Here is a 19737-nt window from a genome sequence, read left to right on the forward strand (position 1 = left end):
AAAACCCTTGTTACTTAACAGGGGTTTCTATATAAGGTGAAGCTTATCTAAGCTGAAATTATAATAGATTTATTGCTGAAACAAGGCTTTAAGTTCTGTGGCTTCTGAAGCTTTCATCTTACCTGCAAGAACCAGACTCAGCTGTTTTCTGCGTAAAGCTGCATCATATCGAGCGATCTCTTCTTCGGTTTCTGGCTTAATTTGGGGTATAGGTACTGGCATACCGGTATCATCTACAGCTACAAAAGTATATATGGCATCGTTTGCTTTCGATTTTAAGCCGCTTTCACGGTCTTCAACCCATACATCTATAACAACTTCCATAGAGGTTTTAAAAGCTCGGGAAATAGCCGCTTCTACGGTTACAACACTGCCTAGAGGTATAGCCTTGTTAAATGCAACGTGGTTTACTGAAGCAGTAACAACAATTCGACGAGAATGACGCCTTGCGGTAATACTGGCAACACGGTCCATTCGCGCTAACAGTTCACCACCAAACATATTATTAAGTGGGTTAGTCTCGTTGGGCAAAACAAGATCTGTTTGCATTGTGCGCGATTGTGAAGGCGTCTTGGTATCCATAGATTAATTTTTGCGCAAAAGTAACAAGAATTAAAGCGATTGAGAAATGAAAAAGCCTCCAAATAGGAGGCTTTCAATATTATATAGTTTCTTTAACGTTAATCTACTTCCTGAATTAGCATCCAGGCGTTAGAATTATCGTTAGTACGTATTTTTCGTAAATCGTTTAGTGCTTCAGTACGGTCTGTATAACTTCCGTAAACAACTTGATGTAAACCATATTTGTTTTCGCCTAAAGTGCGTGCTTTATATCCGGCTTCTCGCAGTTCTTTCACACGGCTTTCTGCATTCTCAGGTACTCTAAAAGCACCGGCTACAATGTGATAGCTTCCTTTAGGTTTAAAAGCATTTAAGGTAACAGCGGGCAACGGATTTTCTATCGTAAATGTTGCGTGTTGGATGGTATTTTCAACCTGCTTCTTTGCTTTTTGTTCTTGAGCAAAGTTATAATCTGCAATATCTTTAAAATGTAAAAAACCAAATGTTCCTGAAAGTCCAATTGCAAGAACTCCCACAGCAGCATATTTTAACCAGGTATTGTTGCGGCGTGCAGTTGTTATGTGAATAGGTGCTTTCTCTTCTAAAGCTTCTACTTCCTGTTTGTGAACTTCGCGCATTATCGGTTTAGTCTCAAAAGAAGATAGACCGAAAGCTTCTGTTAGATAATTTGTAGCAGAAACCGGTTCAAATTTGATTTGTGACGATTCATTCTGGGATAGCGTACCTATTTTATCTAGTAAAATAGTTTCTCCATTAAGTATGCGCGTCTCCAGCGTGTATGCATATGACTGAAGTTTACCTAAAGCTTCTGTATAACTTATATTTTCTGCCGTAGCGATGTAATTTGATAAAAGGCCATCATTTTCCTTCAATTGTGCGTTGAATGAAATACGCTTCTTAGGAGGAAAAAAAACATTTTGTTCGGCATCGTGATATGCAGAAATTTTGTGCGCTAAAAATGCCCCAAACCCGGGAATGATAACGCACTCGTAACGGTAAAGCAAATCGCTTATGTAAGTAGAGTAATGCATACCGTAAAAATAAAAAAAAATGCGACCGCCCTTTAAATGGGAGCATTGAATTGTCAACAATTTTATAATATCTTTAGAACCAGCTAACTATAAAGATGACTCAGGACCAACTACACGCTTTTCTAATCTTACAACGTATTCCCAATCTTGGGGACACCTCTATAAAAAGACTTATCAATCAGTTTGAAACGCCTCAAAATGTTTTGGCTCAAAAAAAGGCAACGCTTTTAGATATAGATGGAATAGGAGAGCATAAATTGAAAGATTTTTATAATAAAGAACACGCTATTGAAGCCGAAAAAGAACTCAAGTTTATAGAGACTAATAATATTGAATACTCGTGTTTTCTAGATGCTGAATATCCTGAACGACTAAGACATTGCATAGACGGTCCTATTTTACTTTTCAAGCGCGGAAACTCAGATTATGCAAACCCTAAAATGATTTCTATTGTAGGTACCCGTAAAGTCACGTCTTACGGCATGGAATTTATAAAGCGGTTTATTGAAGATCTTGCGCCATTAAAACCTGTAATTGTATCGGGTTTTGCTTATGGTGTAGACATCACAGCACATAGGGCAGCACTAGATAATGGCTTAGAAACAATTGCAGTTTTAGCGCACGGCCTCAATCAAATTTATCCTAAAGTTCACCACAAGTATGCAAAATCTTTAGAAGCTCAGGGCGCATTTATCACCGATTTCTGGAGTTCAGATAATTTTGATCGCACTAATTTTCTAAGACGCAATCGTATTATTGCAGGAATTAGTGAGGCAACTGTAGTAATTGAAAGTGCAGATAAAGGAGGCTCGCTGGTTACGGCAGATATCGCGAACTCGTACAACAGAGATGTATTTGCTGTTCCTGGCAGGCCAGACGATCTACAAAGTTTAGGGTGTAATAATCTTATAAAATCTCAGCAAGCCCAGTTAATTACCAGTGCTGCAGATTTAATTTATATGTTGAATTGGAGCGTAAAAGATTCTTTCAAACCCGTGCAAAAACAACTTTTTATAGAACTTGATGTTGAAGAGAAAGCAATATTTAATTACTTAACCAATCAAGGAAAAGAGCAGCTCGACTTAATCGCTTTAAATTGCAAAATGCCAACCTTTAAAGTGGCTGGCATTCTCTTAAATATGGAATTAAAAGGGGTTATACGCCCACTTCCGGGTAAGCAGTTTGAACTTGCTTAATACCCTAATTTTGTACGTACACGCTTTAATACAGACTGCGCCACAACCTGAGCTTTCTCGGCACCTACTTTCAAGGCTTCATCAAGCTCATCAAGATTTGCCATATAATGGTTGTAAAGTGCGCGTTCTTTTTCAAATTTAGTTAGTATGAGTTCGTATAGCGCCTTTTTAGCGTGACCGTAACCGTAGCCACCACCTTCATAATTAGCACGCATTGCAGCAACATCTTCTGCAGAAGCTAACAGTTTATAAATTGCAAAAACATTACATGTATTTGTGTCTTTAGGCTCTTCTAATGGAGTACTATCTGTTTCAATACTCATTATTTGTTTTTTTAAGTCTTTATCAGACTGAAACAAAATAATGGTATTGCCTTTACTTTTACTCATTTTAGCACCGTCTGTACCCGGTATGTACATGGTTTCTTCATGCAGTTTAAGTTGTGGTATCACAAATGTTTCTCCCATTTGCGCATGAAAACGAGAAGCAACATCCCGTGTCATTTCTAGATGCTGCGATTGATCTTTACCCACGGGTACAATCTCTGCATCATATAAAAGAATATCTGCGGCCATGAGCATTGGGTAGGTAAATAAACCGGTATTTACATCATCTAGACGGTCTGCTTTATCCTTAAAACTATGCGCAAGGGTTAGGCGTTGATAGGGGTAAAAACAACTTAAATACCAGGTTAATTCTGTTGTTTGTGGGATATCACTTTGACGGTAGAAAACAGTTTTAGTAATGTCAAGACCACAGGCCAGCCAGGTAGCTGCTGTAGAATAGGTATTGTGTCTTAATGTCTCTCCGTTTTTAATTTGAGTAAGAGAATGCATATCTGCAATAAACAGGTAAGACTCATTTTCGGGCATATTCGCCATTTGTATTGCGGGAATAATAGCGCCTAATAAATTTCCTAAGTGAGGAGTTCCTGTACTTTGAACTCCGGTTAAAATTCGTGACATTTATAACTATAATTTTGCGTAAAGTTACCCCTTTTGGCTAATTAACTCCTTTTAAAATGCCTATTTTTGAATGGTTACAACTTCATTTATAGTTTAGCACAGCCAAATTACCTAACCACATATGATTCACATTTTTCGTAAGATTATTACACTGCTTTGGCGTATATGGTTTTATATACTTTTAGTAGTTCCTATAATTGTCTTGTTTCCTTTTCTTGTAATATCTGTTGCAAAAGACACGTGGTATCCTTACTTTTTTAGAATGGCTCAATTTTGGGCCCGGTTTATTTTATTTGGGATGGGTTTTTGGCCACAGATAAAACGTCTTGAAAAGACTAAACGCGGCAAGAGCTATATGTTTGTCGCAAATCATACCTCAATGGCAGATATAATGTTGATGCTGCACGTAGTACGCAACCCTTTTGTATTTGTAGGTAAAAAAGAATTAGCACGGTTTCCGCTATTTGGATATTTCTATAAACAAACCTGTATTTTAGTAGATAGAGGAGACGCAAAGAGTAGAATGGCTGTATTTGAAAGTGCGCAGCGCAGATTAAATCAAGGTTTAAGTATTTGCATATTTCCAGAAGGTGGCGTTCCTGACGATCTTTCAGTAGTTTTAGACACGTTTAAAGATGGGGCTTTTAGATTAGCAATAGATCATCAGGTACCCATTGTACCTATGGTTTTTTACGATAATAAAAAACGGTTCTCGTATGATTTCTTTTCGGGTTCACCGGGTAAAATGCGCGTTAAAATTTTACCATTTATAGAAACAAAAGGGAAAGAAGCAAAAGACCGTAGAGAATTAAGAGATCAAACTTATTGCGTCATACATAAAGAACTTCTTAAAGATCTTAGTATGTAAACCAAAAAAACCGCCCTAACCAGGGGCGGTTTTCTAATTATTGCTGTGCAATAATTACCTAACCAACTAAAAAAATAACCTAACCTTCCCTCTTTAATATTTTAAAACTTAAAGCTCAAACCGGTGTATAGACCTAAATAATAAGGTTTAAAATCACTTACGCTTTTTGTATATGCGTTAAGTTGATATTTAAACATAGGCTCTAGTTTAAATTGAATTCGTTCAGTGAATTTATAATCAATACCAAGTCCTACGTTAGTACTAAAACTGGTATTATTAAGACTGTTTGATTTACCCAATTCAGATACTAAATTGCCTTCTTCCTCAAGTGAAATAGAGTTTGTATTTAAAAACATTGAGCTCAATCCACCTATCACCTGTAAACCAATTTTACTATCTAGCAGAGTATATTCTGCCTCAACAGGAATCTCTATGTAACCCAATTCCTGTCGTAAAGATGTATTTTTATTAGCGCTTATACTGGTAGCAAATTCGGTTTGATTACCACTAGGTAAATTGGGTAAACCCGAGTTGTTATTGTTGTCAAGTTGTATGATTTGCGAATTGTCATTAAAGTCTATACTGCTAATCATCGTGTTAGGATTTCTGGCACTAATACTGGGCGTGAATCCTATTTGCTCGGTGCTATAGCCCAGTTCTACTTTGTTAATTCCAGAACGTACCGTAATACGTTTTGAAACTGCATAACTAACCTGCACCCCATAACTGAGATTTACATCGGCACGTTTTGTATTATTAGCAAACTGTTGATCTATACCAGAACCACTAAAACTGTCGTAATAAACAGGCGCAACCATAGGTGTAATCCCCCATCGCATCATTTCTGCTTTATTAGGATCATCTGTTGTAGCAATAGCCTCCTCTTTAGTTTTATTTGCCAGTTTTTCTAAAGCATTGGGGTCAATTTCTGTAGGAGTTTGTTTATCTTGAGTTGTGTTTTCTATATCGTTTTGAACAACTGCTGTTTCAACAGCCGGTTTTTTAAGGGATGACGCAGCTGTAGTATTTAAGGGTTCATTCGGTTTTAAATCCTCGTTAAGAATATTTGACGTTGCTGTCATTTTTTCAATAGGTTGTCCTATTCCATTTTTTCCTACGGAAGCATTGTTTAAAGAGTTTTGACCATTAGTTACTACAGCAGATCGATGTTGAGTTGAGGTATTTTTAATTGTTTCTCTAGTGTTATTTTTAACCGAAATATTTTCAGTGTTTAAAACTTCAGAAGATTTAGTAGTTGTAGAAGTAATCGCCTCTTGATTAGTATTTATAGTTTCTGAAGGGGTAGTGGCATAAATGGTTTTATCTTCCTTTTTAAGAGAATCTATAGTATTTTCCTGCTCTTGATTTACAAGTTGAGGTGTCTTAAAATCATTTTCCGTATTAAACCAAAATGTACCTGCTAAAAGTAAGAGTACTAGAATTGCTGCAGCTCCACTTAATTGAAACCATAACGGAAGAATGCTTTTTTTCTTTTGATTTTGTCGCGCAGCAATACCTGCCCAGATATGTTCACTGGGTTCTATGGTAAAGTCTTTAAACTTTTCCTGGTATAAGCGGTCTATGTTTTTCTTTTCTTTCACTGCGTTGAAGCTTGTAGGTGAGCATTAGCCTGAAAGTCTTGTACTTTCTCTTTTAATATCATTCGGGCACGAGCAAGGTTAGACTTAGAAGTACCTTCTTTAATTTCTAGTATTTTAGAGATTTCTTTATGAGAATAACCGTCTAATGCATATAAATTAAAAACCAACCGATACCGGTCGGGGAGTTCTTGTACAATTTGAAGTAAAAACTGAAGCGAGATTTCGTCATCATCAACTTCTACGGCTGCTTCTTCAATATTTTCTTCATTTATTATTTCAAATACTGCTTGTTTTCGGTAACGTTGTAATGCGGTATTGATTACGATACGTTTAAGCCAGCCTTCAAAAGAGCCTTTATTTTTAAATTGGGTGACTTTCTCAAATATTATAATAAAACTTTCCTGCAAGATATCTTCTGCCTCGCTGTAGTTGCGGGCATATTTTAAAGCAACAGGAAAAAGTGTAGCGGCAAATTGCCTGTACAACGCTTCCTGTGCTTTTGATTTTTGACGTTTGCAGTCAATAATGAGCTGTTCTAAACTCACATTTTTTGATTTATTAAATTCTTATGGTTGCTTTACCGGCACTTCTTCAGTAATATAAGTAGGCTCGTCATTTGCATCAAACCCTTTAAAAAACTTAAATACATAGGTGTAATTATATAACACCTCAAAGTTAAGTGTAGCTTCTAACGTGTCTGTTGTAGTTGTGCAATTTTCATTTTCAAAAACCTGATTTACAACAAATACAAAACGCGTACTGTCTCTACGATCGTACTCAAAACCATAAAAAGCATTACAATCTGTAGGAGAAACATACCTAATGGGGAATTGATATTTCTGACCTAATACTAAAGAATCGGGCAACTCGTAATCTGTAATAGGCACAAACTCATAGCTAACGTTTCTTCCATCATCATCTAATGAACAACTAACAACCAGGGTTAGTAAAGCGAGTAATAAAAAAACCTTTTTCATCATTATAAATATCTTCTTTTTAAAGTAGATACCTAATGATGAAAAAGGTTGCGTGACGTTTAATAAAAAAGATCTTACTACGCTGAGGTAGCTACTTTTATAGCGTCTTTAATTTTAATTTCTAGTTCTTCTAAAAGATCTGGGTTGTCTTTAAGTATTGCTTTTACAGCATCACGTCCCTGACCTAATTTAGTATCCTGGTAGCTAAACCAGGAACCACTTTTATTGATGATCTCATACTCAACACCTATGTCAAGAATCTCTCCTACTTTAGAAATACCTTCACCGTACATTATATCAAATTCTGCCTGACGGAAAGGTGGTGCAACTTTATTCTTAACCACCTTTACACGGGTTTTATTTCCTTGTACTTCACCGTTAGCATCTTTAATCTGTGTAGAACGGCGTATATCTAAACGTACCGAAGCGTAAAACTTTAGTGCGTTTCCACCGGTTGTAGTTTCCGGGTTGCCAAACATTACACCTATTTTCTCTCTTAACTGGTTAATAAAGATAACTGTACAATTAGTCTTACTAATCGAGCCGGTAAGTTTTCTTAATGCTTGAGACATTAAGCGTGCATGTAAGCCCATTTTAGAATCTCCCATTTCTCCTTCAATCTCACTCTTAGGAGTTAAGGCGGCAACAGAGTCAATTACAATAATATCAATTGCTCCCGAGCGAATAAGATTATCTGCAATTTCTAATGCCTGCTCTCCGTTGTCTGGTTGTGAGATGATAAGATTCTCTATATCAACTCCTAACTTTTCTGCATAAAACCGGTCAAAAGCGTGTTCTGCATCAATAAATGCTGCGATACCTCCTTTTCTTTGTGATTCTGCAATTGCATGTAAGGTAAGTGTCGTTTTACCAGAAGATTCTGGACCATAAATTTCAATTACACGACCTTTAGGTAAACCTCCTACGCCTAATGCAATATCAAGACCTAAAGAGCCTGTAGAAATAGCTTCAACCTCTACAATAGCATTATCACCCATTTTCATAACCGTTCCCTTCCCATAGGTTTTATCCATTTTATCAAGGGTGAGTTTCAGAGCTTTAAGTTTTGCTTCTTGCTCTTTACCCATTGCAACTTCTTCTTTTTTTGCCATTATGATGCTTTTATAATCTTTATAAGTTATTTGATTGGTGTAAAAATCAAATACTTAGTATTCTACGTTTTAATTTTTTTTATGGATGCTAAAGTACCATTTCTTTTTGATGGACACAATGAAATGAGAAGTTAATACTGGAAAAATTCCATTAAATAATAGTTTCGGCGCGCTTTTAATCTTTAAAATAGGAAAATATCCTAGTTTAAAGATTATATTTTAACATATATGTACGCAACCTTTTAAGGAGAGCTGCAACTACATTATAAATCTCTACTTATGAAATATAATATTAATCTTTTATACTGCGACTATATGGGGTCTTTGTTGGGTTGCCTGCATTGCAGTATTAGGCTGGACGGTGGTTAGCTAAGTTCTTTGATTGATTTCAAATAATTTTACTAATGAATTAGCCGTTCAGAAAAATGCCTTCAATACAATTGAAGGCATTTTTTATGTTCTAAACTTTTCACCTGCAAAATTCTAATACAGGATAGAGTTGCTATCTCTTTTAAAACCTTATTTTTGCGCATTCTTTAACCTTAAAATTAGTATAGCATGCAACTGTACAATAAATTAAGTGCGAAAGAACGAGCTGCACTTATTGATGAAGCCGGCGAAGACCGTCTTACTCTTTCGTTCTACCAATATGCCAAAATAGGCAATCCACATCTTTTTAGAAATCACCTTTTTATTGCCTGGGACGATATGGAGGTACTGGGGCGCATTTATGTAGCTCACGAAGGAATAAACGCCCAACTTTCAGTCCCTGCAAAAAACTTTGAAGCCTTTAAATCTTTTTTAGATAATATTAATTTTCTCAAAGATGTTCGGTTAAATATTGCTATAGAACAGGATGCAAAATCCTTTTTAAAGCTCAAAGTAAAAGTGCGTGATAAGATTGTAGCAGATGGTCTTAATGATGACACCTTTGATGTAACTAATAAAGGAATACATGTAGATGCACAGACGTTTAACGAACTTATAGAAAGTGACGATGTGGTGCTGGTAGACATGCGTAACCATTACGAGAGCGAGATAGGACATTTTAAAAATGCTATTACTCCAGATGTAGATACTTTTCGTGATAGTTTAGACCTTATAGAAGAAGATTTAAAAGATCACAAAGAAGATAAAAAGCTGGTAATGTATTGTACCGGTGGTATACGCTGTGAGAAGGCGAGTGCCTATTATAAGCACAAAGGTTTTAAACAGGTATATCAATTAGAAGGAGGGATTATTGAATATGCGCGGCAGGTAGAGCAGTTAAAACTGGAAAACAAGTTTAAAGGAAAAAACTTTGTTTTTGATCACCGTCGTGGCGAGCGTATATCTGATGATGTGATTTCTAATTGCCACCAGTGCGGAAAACCTTGTGACACACACGTAAATTGCGCTAATGAAGCGTGTCACTTGTTATTTATACAATGTGAAGAATGCTCAGACGCGATGAGTCTAACGTGTTCTGATGAATGTAAAGCGATTATTGCGCTGCCTTATGAAGAACAAAAAGAACTGCGAAAGGGAATTCCTAACAGTAATAAAATCTTTAAAAAAGGAAGATCAGAGAAGTTGAAATTTCAACGGAAAGCATAAAAAAAGCCGGCATTAGCCGGCTTTTTTTATCTATATATTTATCTTATTACTTGTGCGTTATTAGCAGGTGGGTTAATAGGAGCAGTTAAAATAGTAGTATTTAAATACTGAAGAAAACTTTGGTGCACTTCATCTGCAGAAAGTAATTTTCCGTTTTTCTGAAGACTTTGTGCAAAATCATAACCAGCCTCTGCAGCACGCATACGCTGTGCAGGAGTTCCGTGGTGACCAGGACTCGTAAACTGGCAATCTCCAATGTTGAATAACAATTCATTAAATTCTTCAACACGTTTCCAGTTAAAAGTCGCCCCTCTTTTATGAGTCATATAAAATGCAGCAAAAAAGTCTGCTTCAAGTTCTGTAAATCGTGTCGCTTCTGGAGCATTGTCAGCAGCCCCATTAGGATACCATACCGCTGTATTATCAAACTGAATTTGATGTGCCCATTCGTGAGCTAAAATACCAGACCATACAATCTTATCTTCAACACCTGCTTCAGAAGCAAGTTGAACAAGACCATCACCTATAACAATAAGATCTGCAGAAGATGCAAAACCGTCAAAAGACAATAAAGGGCTTTCATTTAAGAATGTGCTAGCCTCATTTACTGCAAGAAAAAAATCTGCATTACCATAAGCCTGAGCTTCTGTTAATGTAGAAAAATTAAGATATACACTTGCAATTTTATCGCGATCATTTAAGGTCGCGTTGTGTTGACCTCTTACTGTAATTAAATTAGACATGTCCCAAAATTTTTCAAGACTACGGGTTCTATTATTTACATAGTTTGTGTATTCCCCATCTGCCCCAAAATATTGAGAATCTGTGTCAATAAAAGTATATAGTTGAGCTATCTGTGTATAAATATCGTAATACTGAGCGCCTAAAGCATCAATATTACTACTTACTGAAGCGTTAATTACATCATTAAATGGTGTTGTCGCACAACTGGTAGGTTCTACGAGACTCGAAATCTTAAATTTAAAATCGTTGTGTGTGAAAAAAGCAGGAGTTTCTAAAACATCTAAATTGGTACTTTCTGTATTAGCGGTAGCTGTTAAATTCATTTCCACCGAAGTTTCTAAAGTTTCATCTTGACTACAAGAAGTTAATACGAGACTTCCAATGGCTAACATTTTTAAATAATTCTTAATCATATTCGTGCTGTTTTTTAAATATTATTTCAGACAATTTAAAGATTAGGTAGATAACCACCAACATTTAAAAAATTTTAACACAAAAGCCTTTTATGCTCGTTTTTTAAGGGAAGCTTAATTAGGTTTTTTGAATTTGTCATATAGCAATGTATTTGAGATAACATTTTCTGACAATAAGAATTACTATATTTTTGCCTGTCTAAAATGTTATCTTTAGCATAAATTAAAACGAAAAAATTTCGTTTTAAAGAATACAAATCAAAAAATCCTAATTTACTTTAAATTAGAGATTTACTAAATATAGGATCTCATGGCGTGTGGAAATTGTGGTACGACCGTTAACGGTCAGCCACGTGGTTGTCAAAATAATGGTACCTGTGGTACAGATGGTTGCAATAAATTAACGGTTTTTGACTGGTTAGCAAATATGAGCTTACCAGATGGGCAAGAACCTTTTGATTTTGTAGAAGTTCGTTTTAAAAACGGGCGTAAAGAGTTTTTTAAGAACGTAGATAATCTTCAGATTAATATAGGTGAGGTATTAGCTGTACAGGCTGCTTCTGGTCATGATATAGGTATTGTTTCGCTTACTGGCGAGCTAGTACGTATTCAAATGAAAAAGAAAAAGGTGCCTTATGACACCGAAGAATTTTTAAAAATATATAGAAAGGCAAATCAGAAAGATGTAGAAATCTGGCAAGGTGTAAAAGATCGCGAAGAAGCAATGAAAGTGCGTTCTAGACAAATAGCCATTCGTCTTAACCTGCATATGAAAATCTCTGATATTGAGTTTCAGGGCGATGGTTCTAAAGCTACCTTTTATTATACTGCAGAAGAGCGCGTAGATTTTAGACAGCTTATTAAAGAGTTTGCACAAGAATTTAGAACGCGCATAGAAATGCGTCAAATAGGTTTTAGACAGGAAGCAGCTCGTCTGGGCGGTATAGGCTCTTGTGGTCGAGAGTTGTGTTGTTCTACCTGGTTAACAGATTTTAGATCGGTGACGACAAGCGCAGCCCGCTATCAGCAGCTATCGTTAAATCCTCAAAAACTTGCGGGACAGTGCGGTAAGCTTAAATGTTGTTTAAATTATGAGCTTGATGCATATTTAGATGCATTAAAAGACTTTCCGAAGACGGAACAAAAATTAAAGACCGAAAAAGGAACTGCGGTTTGTCAAAAAATAGACATTTTTCAGGGACATCTGTGGTATGCATACGAAGGTGAGTGGATGAACTGGCACAAACTTACCACCACACAGGCAAATGAGATATTAGAATCTAATAAAAAGAATGTGCCTGTTGCGAGTCTTGAAGAATATGCAGCAGAACTAATTTCAGATACTAAAGTAGATTTTGGTAACGTTGTTGGGCAAGACAGTTTAACACGTTTTGACAAGCCTAAAGTAGCTCGTAAAAAGTCTAAAGGCAGAAGAAAGAAATCAAATTATCGTAAAAAAGGCCCAAGTAATAATGCATAAATTTTGCTATGCACTTTTAATTTTAATCTGTTGTTCAGCTTGTGATGAGAAGGCTGTTTTTCACGAGTATAAAAGTCTTCCAGATTACTGGGAAAGCGACACTGCAGTGGTTTTTAAGGTAAATAAACTTGATAGTTTGACTAACTATAATTTGTTTATCACTTTGAGAAACACAAATGAATACGCATTTAGCAATTTATTTTTAATCTCAGAATTGCAATTTCCTAATGGGAAAACCATTACAGATACTTTAGAATATAAAATGGCACGACCTGATGGGTCCTGGCTGGGAGAGGGTTTTGGAGATTTAAAAGAAAATAAACTTTGGTATAAAGAGAATTTCAGGTTTACTGAAGCAGGCGAATACCAGTTTAGACTCAAACAGGCAATGCGACGCAATGGTAGCGTAAACCCTGTACAAGAATTAGGTGGTATTGTAGATGTGGGCTTACGCATCGAAAAAATTAAAGAATAAAAAATGGCTCAGAAGACAAAAAAAACAGCTAAGAATACACCCAGTAACGCACCGTATATAAAAGGATTTTGGATTTTATTTTTTGGATCTATAGGAGCGCTTGTTCTTGTTTTCCTTTTAGCTTCCTGGGGTGTTTTTGGAAGTTTACCCACGTTTGACGAATTAGAAAACCCTGAAAGTAATCTGGCTACAGAAATCCTTTCTTCAGATGGAAAAACCTTAGGGAAATTTTATAATGAAAACAGAACTCCTGTAAAATATAGCGACTTACCTCAAAATTTAATTGATGCAGTTGTGGCAACTGAAGATAGACGATTTTATGATCACTCTGGTATAGATGTGCGAGGTACAACACGCGCCGTTGCCTATATGGGCTCAAAAGGTGGTGCAAGTACCATCACACAGCAGCTCGCAAAATTGCTCTTTTCTGATACACCCGGCAGTACGCTAGAACGCCTGGTGCAGAAAGTAAAAGAATGGATTATTGCTGCGCGACTTGAGAGACAATACACAAAAGAAGAGATAATCACCATGTATTTGAACAAGCAGGATTTCTTGTTTCAGGCGGTGGGAATACGTTCTGCTTCAAAAATTTACTTTGACAAAGAACCCATAGAGTTACGTCCTGAAGAATCTGCAGTAATTGCTGCAATGCTTAAAAATCCGCGACAGTTTAATCCGCATCGTGAGATTTCTAAAGACAATGCTTTAGAACGCCGTAACACAGTTTTAGCTCTTATGGCTCAAACCGGTAAGCTTACAATACAGGAGCGCGATAGCCTTATGGCAATGCCCATGAAAATTAATTTTTCACCAGAAGGCCATGCAGATGGTATTGCAACTTATTTTAGAGAATATCTACGCGCATTTATGGCAGACTGGATTAAAAATAATCCTAAAGGTAAAGATGCAGATGGTAATGAAGAGTTCTATAATATTTATCGCGACGGGTTAGTTATAACCACTACGATAGATTCGCGTATGCAGCGTTATGCAGAGCAGTCTGTTACTGCGCACATGGAGAATTTACAGCGTGAGTTTGATAAACAAAATGAAAGAAACAAAACAGCTCCCTTTAGAGATATAACAGAAGACGAAGAGCAGAAAATTTTATATCGTGCAATGCGTACTTCAGATCGCTGGAGAAAAATGGCCGCTAATGGTATTTCAGAAGAAAAAATTAGAGCATCGTTTGATATTAAAACAGATATGCGTGTTTTTGCGTGGAAGAATGGAGCTTCAGAAATAGATACTATTTTAACCCCTAAAGATAGCATACGATATTATAAGCGCTTTTTTAGAGCTGGTTTAATGAGTCTTACACCGCAGACCGGCGAGGTAAAAGCATGGGTAGGTGGTATAGATTATAAGCATTTTCAATACGATCACGTAAAAACCGGAAAGCGCCAGGTGGGTTCTACATTTAAACCTTTTCTGTATGCTACAGCCATAGATCAATTACACCTATCTCCTTGCGATACAATCCCTAATATTCCTTACTGTATTCCTGCGGGAGAAATGGGAGCCCAGCGTGACTGGTGCCCTGAAAATTCTGGAGGGCAATATGGTGGTATGGTGACTTTAAAAAGTGCATTGGCACAATCAATTAATACCGTTTCTGCCCGTTTAATGCATCGTGTGGGGCCACAAACGGTAATTGATTTAATAGCAAAATTAGGTATAGATACTAAAGATATACCGGTAGTGCCGTCTATTGCTTTAGGTACTCCAGATATTAGTTTATTTGAGATGGTTTCTGCTTATTCTGCCTTTGCAAACAAAGGGGTTCACGTTGAGCCGCAAATAGTTTCTACAATCGTTGACAAAAACGGGACGGTTTTGTACCAAAGCATTCCGGAAGCTAAAGACGTCTTAAGTAAAGAATCTGCATACGTAACGGTTAACCTTATGGAAGGAGTAACTCAATACGGTTCTGGTGCCAGACTACGCTCGGGAGCAATAAATAGTGATGTTTATAAAAAAGTAATTACGGGGCATCCGTATGCTTTTAAAAATCCTATCGCGGGTAAAACGGGTACTACACAAAATCAAAGTGATGGTTGGTTTATGGGTATGGTGCCTAATCTGGTTACCGGTGTTTGGGTAGGAGGAGATGATAGATCGGTTCACTTTTCTTCTATAACCTACGGTCAGGGGGCAACTATGGCGTTACCTATCTGGGGGAGTTTTATGAAAAAATGTTACGCAGATGAGGCACTAAAAATTTCACAGGGCGCATTTGAGAAACCAGAAAATCTTTCTATACGCATAGATTGTTCTCAGTCTGAAGCCAGTTCGCATCAATCTGATATTATTGACGAACTTGACTTTTAGTTTAAATACAGTTGTAAGTTTTTATTAGAATTGCGGCGTAAAATGAATTGCATAAATTCTTGCAAAAAAATTGCCGTTGGCTGCGTTGTTTCGTAATTTTCTGTATCTAAAATCAGAAAATGATAATAAAAACAGTGCATTCAGTTTCAGAAGCTCTTGAAGGTGTTACTGATTCAATGACAATGATGTTTGGAGGCTTTGGCCTCAGCGGAATTCCTGAGAATGCTATTTCACAATTAGTTAAACTGGGTGTAAAAGAGTTAACATGCATTTCTAATAATGCAGGAGTTGATGATTTTGGACTGGGCTTACTACTTCAGAAAAAGCAAATCAAAAAAATGATTTCTTCCTATGTAGGCGAAAATGCAGAATTTGAACGCCAAATGTTGAGTAACGAGCTTGATGTTGAGCTTATTCCGCAAGGAACTTTGGCCGAACGTTGCCGGGCTGCTCAGGCAGGATTTCCGGCATTTTATACTCCAGCAGGGTACGGTACAGAAGTAGCTAAAGGTAAAGAAACCCGAGAGTTTAACGGTAAAATGTATGTGCTTGAAGAAGCATTTAAAGCCGATTTTGCGTTTGTCAAAGCTTGGAAGGGTGATACCGCAGGTAATCTTATTTTTAAGGGAACAGCTCGCAATTTTAACCCAAATATGTGTGGCGCCGCAACAATTACAGTTGCCGAAGTAGAAGAACTCGTACCTGCTGGAGAACTTGACCCCAACCAAATACACATTCCCGGTATTTTTGTTCAACGTATTTTTAAAGGATCTGCCTATGAGAAGCGTATCGAACAACTTACTGTAAGAAAACGATAAACCAATAAATTAATCACGATTAATAATAAAAATAAATAAAATGGCACATTTAAGATTAGGAGATATAGCACCAGATTTTACAGCAAATACTACCGAAGGTGAAATCAATTTTCACGAATGGCTAGGAGACAGCTGGGGAATTTTGTTTTCGCATCCGGGAGATTATACGCCGGTGTGTACAACAGAATTGGGTACTGTGGCAAATTATTACCCAGAGTTTAAAAAACGTAATGTAAAGCCTATTGCAATTAGCGTAGACAGCGTTGAAGAACATATGGGATGGATTAAAGACATCAACGAAACTCAAAATACAACGATGAACTATCCTATCATAGGTGATGAGAGCCGCAAGGTTTCTGAATTATATGATATGATACATCCAAATGCTAGTGAGAAAGCTACGGTACGTTCGGTATTTATCATTGGACCAGATAAGAAAATAAAATTAACACTTACCTATCCACCTTCTACAGGTCGTAATTTTGACGAGATTATACGGGTAATAGACTCTCTTCAACTTACTGCATATCATAAAGTAGCAACACCGGCAAACTGGAAAGATGGCGAAGATTGCGTAATCTCACCAAGCGTAAGTAATGAGCAAATACCAGAATTTTTTCCGAAGGGGCATACAGAGATTAAGCCGTATTTAAGAATGACACCACAACCCAATAAATAATGCTAGATAAAAACGGAATCGCTAAGCGCATAGCTCGTGAAGTTAAGGATGGCTTCTATGTTAATCTGGGTATAGGTATTCCCACGCTGGTTGCTAATTATGTTAGAGATGATATAGAAGTTGAATTTCAGAGTGAAAATGGAATATTAGGAATGGGTCCTTTCCCTTTTGAAGGTGAAGAGGATGCAGACCTGATTAATGCAGGTAAACAAACCATTACAGCACTTAAAGGCGCTTCTTTTTTTGACTCTGCAACAAGTTTTTCAATGATACGTGGTCAACATGTACATCTTACCATTTTAGGTGCTATGGAGGTAGCTGAAAATGGTGATATTGCAAACTGGAAAATTCCCGGAAAAATGGTTAAAGGTATGGGAGGTGCAATGGATCTTGTTGCCAGTGCCGAAAATATTATTGTAGCCATGATGCATACTAATAGAGAAGGAGAATCTAAACTTCTTAAACGCTGTTCTCTGCCGCTTACGGGTGTAGGTTGTGTGACTAAAATCGTTACTAATCTTGCTGTGATCGAGGTTACGCCTAAAGGCTTTAGGCTGTTAGAACGTGCTCCAGGGGTATCTGTTGATGAAATTATTAAAGCAACAGAAGGTTATTTAGAAGTCCCTGCAGAAGTCCCGGAAATGATACTCGCTTAAAGATTTTGTACATCAATTTATAAGGAGCCTTAGGGCTCTTTTTTTTATCTTCCTAGTGTCAAAAATAATCGTTGAATGAATTAAGTCACTAAAAACAACGCTAAAAAGCAAGTTAAAACAGGTGAAAAACACTTTTTTTTAACGTTTTTTAAAATTAGTTACTCAAATTCTTGCGCGAACTGAAAATTACAATTACTTTAGTCACTCCCAAATCAGGATTTTTTAGATATAAAGTTTAGGAGGAGTCCTTTCAATTATTACTTAATTTCAAAGCAGGAGTGTTTTGATGTTATGATTTGTTAATAAACCGCAGGGGGAGCCCGGCGGTTTTTTTATATCTAAATAAAAAAAGTTAAATTCACGTTAACGAAAAATAAGAAATAAGACCATGCCAACACTTTCTCCCGTTAAGAATCATAAGTCTAAAGGCTTAAATGCAGTTTTACAAGATACCTATCAAACTACACGAAGTATTCTCTACCTCTTTAAAAAAGTTTTTTTATTTATGTTTTAAATTCCTTTAGGAATTGCCTCGATTAAGGCTTTAGTATAATCGCTTTGAGGATTTTCGTATACAGCATCTGCTTCTCCGCTTTCCTCAAATCTACCGTTTCGCATAACCAGCAAACGGTCTGAAATATATTTCACTACGGCCAGATCGTGAGAAATAAATAAATACGTAAAACCGTATGAGGTTTTTAAGGTATTAAGCAGATTAAGTACCTGAGCCTGTACAGAGATGTCCAGTGCAGATACAGACTCATCACAGACTATAAACTTAGGCCTTACTGCAATAGTGCGTGCTATACCTATACGTTGTCGTTGACCACCACTAAATTCATGAGGATACCGGTCATAATGCTCAGGCAATAAACCTACTTCTTGAAGTAATTTTAAGGCTTCTGCTTTACGCTCTTCTGAAGATTTATACAGTTTATGTACCTGCATAGCTTCGGTAATAGAACGACCTACAGTAAGCCTAGGATTTAAAGAAGAATAGGGGTCCTGAAATATGATCTGAATATCTTTGCGAAGTGTTCTTAGTTCTTTTGAAGACAACAGAGTTAAGTCTTTTCCTTTATAGAAAATTGCTCCGCTGGTAGTTTTGTCTAACTGAAGAATTAAATTTCCTAAAGTTGACTTTCCGCAGCCAGACTCACCAACAAGGCCTAAGGTCTCACCTTCATAAATTTTAAAACTTACTTCATTTACTGCTTTTAGAGTTTCTGTCTTTCCGAAGAATGAAACCTTAGAATAATACTCTTTTGTAGCGTTTTTGATTTCTAATAATGGGGTTTTGCTGTATATCTTCTCGTGTTCAAGTTCCCGTTCTGCCTTAGTCACTGGTTTAGCAAGTGCATTTCCCTTTAAAAAATCTGATACAGTAGGTAGTTTTGCAAGCCGTTCGCTTGTAGAAGGGCGGGCATAGATTAAAGCTTTTGTGTAGTCTTCTTTAGGGTCTTTAAAGATGGTTTTAGCGCTGCCCTGCTCAATAATTTTACCGCGATACATTACAATAACACGATCTGCAATCTCACTTACGAGAGAGAGGTCGTGTGAAATAAATAAAATACTCATCTCCGTTTGTTGCTGCAATTCTTTTAAAAGCAAGATAATCTCTTTTTGAACCGTTACATCTAGCGCGGTTGTAGGCTCATCTGCTATTAATAATTTGGGTTTGCAGGCAATTGCCATAGCAATCATTACCCGCTGTTTTTGCCCACCGCTTATCTCGTGAGGATAGGCTTTAAATGCTGCTTCGGGTCTAGGTAATTTTACCTGATTAAAAAGTTTTAGAGTTTCTTCTTTCGCAGCTTTCTTAGAGAGATTTGTATGTCTTATTAAGATCTCGGTAACCTGTTTCCCGCAACGCATAGAAGGGTTTAGGGAACTCATAGGTTCTTGAAAAATCATCGAAATCTTATTACCGCGTATTTTTTGGAGTTCGTTATCTGATAATTGAAGTAAATCTCTTCCCTCAAATAAAATACCTCCCGAAGTAATTTCTGTAATGCGCTTGGGAAGTAAACCCAAAACAGCCAAATTTGTAACTGATTTGCCTGACCCTGATTCTCCTACTACACCTACAATCTCGTTCTGCATAATATTAAAATCAATACTATGCAAAACCTGATTCGTTTGCTTTCCGGTTTTGAAACCGAGGCTAAGATCTTTTATTGAAAGTAGGGCTGTTGTATTCACAGCCTAAA

At 36.8% G+C, this 19737-nt stretch carries 18 protein-coding genes; 9 read left to right on the forward strand and 9 right to left on the reverse strand.

The genetic code is table 11. The annotated features are described in order from the left end of the window. Positions 1–69: 69 nt before the first annotated feature. Positions 70–582 carry an acyl-CoA thioesterase gene (locus ACEN25_RS08845; RefSeq protein ID WP_441802589.1) on the reverse strand — a complete coding sequence of 171 codons (513 nt, stop codon included), beginning with the start codon at positions 580–582 and terminating at the stop codon, positions 70–72. 98 nt (positions 583–680) lie between these two features. Further along, positions 681–1613 carry an SPOR domain-containing protein gene (locus ACEN25_RS08850; protein WP_441802590.1) on the reverse strand — a complete coding sequence of 311 codons (933 nt, stop codon included), beginning with the start codon at positions 1611–1613 and terminating at the stop codon, positions 681–683. Positions 1614–1708: 95 nt separating this feature from the next. Between ACEN25_RS08850 and dprA the strand changes: the two genes are divergently transcribed. Beyond that, positions 1709–2809: a DNA-processing protein DprA gene (gene dprA, locus ACEN25_RS08855; RefSeq protein ID WP_441802591.1), complete on the forward strand. Its 1101-nt coding sequence runs from the start codon at positions 1709–1711 to the stop codon at positions 2807–2809. On the opposite strand, the gene trpS is transcribed toward dprA, so the two are convergent. Then, the gene (gene trpS, locus ACEN25_RS08860) at positions 2806–3774 is read right to left on the reverse strand and encodes a tryptophan--tRNA ligase (protein ID WP_441802592.1); all 969 of its coding nucleotides are present in this window, start codon (positions 3772–3774) and stop codon (positions 2806–2808) included. The genes dprA and trpS overlap by 4 nt on opposite strands. A 121-nt stretch (positions 3775–3895) precedes the next feature. Between trpS and ACEN25_RS08865 the strand changes: the two genes are divergently transcribed. Next, positions 3896–4642: a lysophospholipid acyltransferase family protein gene (locus ACEN25_RS08865; protein WP_028377145.1), complete on the forward strand. Its 747-nt coding sequence runs from the start codon at positions 3896–3898 to the stop codon at positions 4640–4642. Between the two features lie 101 nt (positions 4643–4743). Here the strand turns inward: ACEN25_RS08865 and ACEN25_RS08870 are convergent, their stop codons facing one another. From ACEN25_RS08870 to recA, 4 genes are all read right to left on the reverse strand, one after another. Continuing rightward, positions 4744–6243, reverse strand: a complete 1500-nt coding sequence (locus tag ACEN25_RS08870; protein ID WP_441802593.1) for an outer membrane beta-barrel protein — start codon at positions 6241–6243, stop codon at positions 4744–4746. After that, positions 6240–6788 carry an RNA polymerase sigma factor gene (locus ACEN25_RS08875; RefSeq protein WP_441802594.1) on the reverse strand — a complete coding sequence of 183 codons (549 nt, stop codon included), beginning with the start codon at positions 6786–6788 and terminating at the stop codon, positions 6240–6242. The genes ACEN25_RS08870 and ACEN25_RS08875 overlap by 4 nt, the downstream gene beginning before the upstream one ends. A 21-nt stretch (positions 6789–6809) precedes the next feature. Further along, positions 6810–7223: a hypothetical protein gene (locus ACEN25_RS08880; RefSeq protein ID WP_441802595.1), complete on the reverse strand. Its 414-nt coding sequence runs from the start codon at positions 7221–7223 to the stop codon at positions 6810–6812. A 74-nt stretch (positions 7224–7297) separates the two neighbouring features. Then, positions 7298–8308, reverse strand: coding sequence for a recombinase RecA (gene recA, locus ACEN25_RS08885; protein WP_441802756.1), 1011 nt, complete (start codon positions 8306–8308; stop codon positions 7298–7300). Positions 8309–8890: 582 nt separating this feature from the next. Between recA and trhO the strand changes: the two genes are divergently transcribed. Beyond that, entirely contained in the window at positions 8891–9928 is a 1038-nt protein-coding gene (gene trhO, locus ACEN25_RS08890) for an oxygen-dependent tRNA uridine(34) hydroxylase TrhO (protein WP_441802596.1), read from the forward strand. 38 nt (positions 9929–9966) lie between these two features. Here trhO and ACEN25_RS08895 read toward each other — a convergent pair whose 3' ends face one another. Beyond that, positions 9967–11085 carry a hypothetical protein gene (locus ACEN25_RS08895; RefSeq protein WP_441802597.1) on the reverse strand — a complete coding sequence of 373 codons (1119 nt, stop codon included), beginning with the start codon at positions 11083–11085 and terminating at the stop codon, positions 9967–9969. 310 nt (positions 11086–11395) lie between these two features. Between ACEN25_RS08895 and ACEN25_RS08900 the strand changes: the two genes are divergently transcribed. The 6 genes from ACEN25_RS08900 to ACEN25_RS08925 all read left to right on the forward strand — a co-directional run bounded on the left by ACEN25_RS08900 (position 11396) and on the right by ACEN25_RS08925 (position 17527). Then, entirely contained in the window at positions 11396–12565 is a 1170-nt protein-coding gene (locus ACEN25_RS08900) for a PSP1 domain-containing protein (RefSeq protein WP_441802598.1), read from the forward strand. Continuing rightward, complete coding sequence (locus ACEN25_RS08905) at positions 12558–13040, forward strand: gliding motility lipoprotein GldH (protein ID WP_441802599.1); 483 nt, start codon at positions 12558–12560, stop codon at positions 13038–13040. Before ACEN25_RS08900 ends, ACEN25_RS08905 begins: the two co-directional genes overlap by 8 nt. A gap of 3 nt (positions 13041–13043) precedes the next feature. Further along, on the forward strand, positions 13044–15374 hold the full coding sequence (locus ACEN25_RS08910; protein ID WP_441802600.1) for a penicillin-binding protein 1A: 2331 nt from the start codon (positions 13044–13046) through the stop codon (positions 15372–15374). Positions 15375–15493: 119 nt separating this feature from the next. Next, positions 15494–16192 carry a CoA transferase subunit A gene (locus ACEN25_RS08915; protein WP_441802601.1) on the forward strand — a complete coding sequence of 233 codons (699 nt, stop codon included), beginning with the start codon at positions 15494–15496 and terminating at the stop codon, positions 16190–16192. 40 nt (positions 16193–16232) lie between these two features. Further along, the gene (locus ACEN25_RS08920) at positions 16233–16871 is read left to right on the forward strand and encodes a peroxiredoxin (protein ID WP_441802602.1); all 639 of its coding nucleotides are present in this window, start codon (positions 16233–16235) and stop codon (positions 16869–16871) included. Beyond that, positions 16871–17527 (forward strand): 3-oxoacid CoA-transferase subunit B, encoded by a 657-nt coding sequence (locus ACEN25_RS08925; protein WP_441802603.1) that lies wholly within the window; start codon positions 16871–16873, stop codon positions 17525–17527. The genes ACEN25_RS08920 and ACEN25_RS08925 overlap by 1 nt, the downstream gene beginning before the upstream one ends. A 510-nt stretch (positions 17528–18037) precedes the next feature. On the opposite strand, the gene ACEN25_RS08930 is transcribed toward ACEN25_RS08925, so the two are convergent. Beyond that, entirely contained in the window at positions 18038–19729 is a 1692-nt protein-coding gene (locus tag ACEN25_RS08930) for an ABC transporter ATP-binding protein (RefSeq protein WP_441802604.1), read from the reverse strand. Positions 19730–19737: the final 8 nt, after the last annotated feature.

The sequence above is a fragment of the Leeuwenhoekiella sp. W20_SRS_FM14 genome, assembly GCF_052119605.1.
In the GTDB taxonomy this organism is placed as follows: Bacteria; Bacteroidota; Bacteroidia; order Flavobacteriales; family Flavobacteriaceae; genus Leeuwenhoekiella.

What these genes read in the sequence shown, in the direction of transcription:
- ACEN25_RS08865 (WP_028377145.1), top strand. Translation starts at nt 3,896, where the DNA reads ATGATTCACATTTTTCGTAAGATTATTACACTGCTTTGGCGTATATGG.
- ACEN25_RS08880 (WP_441802595.1), bottom strand. Translation starts at nt 7,223, where the DNA reads ATGATGAAAAAGGTTTTTTTATTACTCGCTTTACTAACCCTGGTTGTT.
- ACEN25_RS08910 (WP_441802600.1), top strand. Translation starts at nt 13,044, where the DNA reads ATGGCTCAGAAGACAAAAAAAACAGCTAAGAATACACCCAGTAACGCA.
- ACEN25_RS08850 (WP_441802590.1), bottom strand. Translation starts at nt 1,613, where the DNA reads ATGCATTACTCTACTTACATAAGCGATTTGCTTTACCGTTACGAGTGC.
- ACEN25_RS08845 (WP_441802589.1), bottom strand. Translation starts at nt 582, where the DNA reads ATGGATACCAAGACGCCTTCACAATCGCGCACAATGCAAACAGATCTT.
- ACEN25_RS08925 (WP_441802603.1), top strand. Translation starts at nt 16,871, where the DNA reads ATGCTAGATAAAAACGGAATCGCTAAGCGCATAGCTCGTGAAGTTAAG.
- ACEN25_RS08905 (WP_441802599.1), top strand. Translation starts at nt 12,558, where the DNA reads ATGCATAAATTTTGCTATGCACTTTTAATTTTAATCTGTTGTTCAGCT.
- dprA (WP_441802591.1), top strand. Translation starts at nt 1,709, where the DNA reads ATGACTCAGGACCAACTACACGCTTTTCTAATCTTACAACGTATTCCC.
- trpS (WP_441802592.1), bottom strand. Translation starts at nt 3,774, where the DNA reads ATGTCACGAATTTTAACCGGAGTTCAAAGTACAGGAACTCCTCACTTA.
- trhO (WP_441802596.1), top strand. Translation starts at nt 8,891, where the DNA reads ATGCAACTGTACAATAAATTAAGTGCGAAAGAACGAGCTGCACTTATT.
- ACEN25_RS08920 (WP_441802602.1), top strand. Translation starts at nt 16,233, where the DNA reads ATGGCACATTTAAGATTAGGAGATATAGCACCAGATTTTACAGCAAAT.
- ACEN25_RS08900 (WP_441802598.1), top strand. Translation starts at nt 11,396, where the DNA reads ATGGCGTGTGGAAATTGTGGTACGACCGTTAACGGTCAGCCACGTGGT.
- ACEN25_RS08915 (WP_441802601.1), top strand. Translation starts at nt 15,494, where the DNA reads ATGATAATAAAAACAGTGCATTCAGTTTCAGAAGCTCTTGAAGGTGTT.
- ACEN25_RS08895 (WP_441802597.1), bottom strand. Translation starts at nt 11,085, where the DNA reads ATGATTAAGAATTATTTAAAAATGTTAGCCATTGGAAGTCTCGTATTA.
- recA (WP_441802756.1), bottom strand. Translation starts at nt 8,308, where the DNA reads ATGGGTAAAGAGCAAGAAGCAAAACTTAAAGCTCTGAAACTCACCCTT.